Origin of the sequence: Mesorhizobium sp. M4A.F.Ca.ET.020.02.1.1 (assembly GCF_004022645.1) — a bacterium.
Lineage (GTDB): Bacteria > Pseudomonadota > Alphaproteobacteria > Rhizobiales > Rhizobiaceae > Mesorhizobium.
The window spans coordinates 1-1,681 of the sequence record NZ_RZOI01001010.1 but is presented as its reverse complement, the minus strand read 5'-3'; the positions used below and the strand labels follow the sequence as shown (position 1 = coordinate 1,681).

Annotated in this window: 2 protein-coding genes; both read left to right on the top strand. The window is 64.7% G+C overall.

The annotated features are described in order from the left end of the window. A partial coding sequence (locus EN742_RS34240; protein ID WP_148670495.1) for a carbohydrate ABC transporter permease occupies positions 1-451 on the top strand: 451 nt, incomplete at its 5' end. Between the two features lie 3 nt (positions 452-454). Continuing rightward, positions 455-1,522 carry a sn-glycerol-3-phosphate ABC transporter ATP-binding protein UgpC gene (ugpC, locus tag EN742_RS34235; protein ID WP_126056876.1) on the top strand — a complete coding sequence of 356 codons (1,068 nt, stop codon included), beginning with the start codon at positions 455-457 and terminating at the stop codon, positions 1,520-1,522. The last annotated feature ends 159 nt before the right edge of the window (positions 1,523-1,681 follow it).

Genomic DNA, 1,681 nt, shown 5'->3' with positions numbered 1-1,681 from the left:
CATCATGGGCGATCTAGGCCTGACCAACAGCCTGACCGGGCTGATCATCATCTACACCGCCTTCAACACTGCCTTCGCCACCTTCCTCATGCAGTCCTTCTTCGACGGCATCCCGAAGGATCTGGAAGAAGCGGCGATGATCGACGGCTGCACGCGCGCTCAGGCGATGCGCAGGGTGATCGTGCCGCTGACGTTGCCCGGCATGGGCGCCACCCTCGGTTTCGTCTTCACCGCCGCCTGGAGCGAATTGCTATTCGCGCTGATGCTGATCTCCAGCGACGACCAGAAGACCTTCGCCGTCGGCCTGCTCACCTTCATCGGCAAGTTCGCCGTCGACTGGGGGCAGATGATGGCGGCCTCGGTGCTGGCGCTGATCCCGGTCTGCATCTTCTTCGCCTTCCTGCAACGCTATCTCGTCACCGGCCTCACCGCCGGCGCGGTCAAAGGGTAATCAATGGCTTCCGTCACGCTGCAACATGTCGAGAAGGACTATGGCTCGCTACGCATCCTGCACGGCGTCGATCTCGAGATCGCCGATGGCGAATTCGTCGTGTTGGTCGGCCCGTCCGGCTGCGGCAAGTCGACCTTGCTGCGCATGATCGCCGGGCTGGAGGAAGTCTCTGGTGGCGAGATCCGCATTGGCGAGCGGCTGGTCAACGATGTCGCGCCAAAGGACCGCGACATCGCCATGGTGTTCCAGTCCTACGCGCTCTACCCGCATATGGATGTCTCGTCGAACATGGGCTTCAGCCTGTTGTTGAAGAAGGCCGAAAAGGCGACGATCGACGGCAGGGTGGGCGCGGCCGCCAAGCGCCTCGGCCTCGACAGTTTCCTCGGCCGCCTGCCGCGCCAGCTCTCTGGCGGCCAGCGCCAGCGCGTCGCCATGGGCCGCGCCATCGTGCGCGACCCGAAGGTCTTCCTGTTCGACGAGCCGCTGTCGAACCTCGACGCCAAATTGCGCGTCCACATGCGCGCCGAGATCAAGGCGCTGCACCAGCAGCTCAAGACCACCTCGGTCTATGTCACGCACGACCAGGTCGAGGCGATGACCATGGCAGACCGCATCGTCGTCATGCATGACGGCTATGTGCAGCAGGTCGGCCACCCGCTGGAGCTGTACGACCGGCCGGTCAACACCTTCGTTGCCGGCTTCATCGGCTCGCCCGGCATGAATTTCTTGCCGGCGAAGGTCGCCAAGGCCGGCAAGCTCGATGCCGTGCTCGCCGACGGCCAGAAGCTCAGGCTGCCGGACGGGCTGCCTCTGGAGGATAGCGATGCGCTCACCATCGGGCTGCGCCCGGAACACATCAGGCTGGTCGACGATGGCGCGCTCAAGGCGGAGGTCGAGGTGGTCGAGCCGCTTGGCCTGTCGACGCAGTTCTATGTCAGGCTCGCCAACCAGCAGGTCTGCGTCTTCGTCATGGGGCGCAGCAACGTTAGGCCGGGCGACATTGTGCGGCTGTCGGCCGATCCGGCGGCGCTGCATCTGTTCGATCCAAAAGATGGAAACCGGATCGGGTGAGCCGGCCGATCAGCGCCAGTGGAACGCGTCCAGCGTATAGTCGGGGTACGCGCCTTGGCGGTCGAAAAGCGCGCTGAGGTCGTCGACGTCGGCCAATATCCCCGAGCGTACCAGCGCGGTTGCGACGCCTGCGCCGGCGCCGCCGGCGATGTCGTGCTC

What these genes read in the sequence shown, in the direction of transcription:
- ugpC (WP_126056876.1), top strand. Translation starts at nt 455, where the DNA reads ATGGCTTCCGTCACGCTGCAACATGTCGAGAAGGACTATGGCTCGCTA.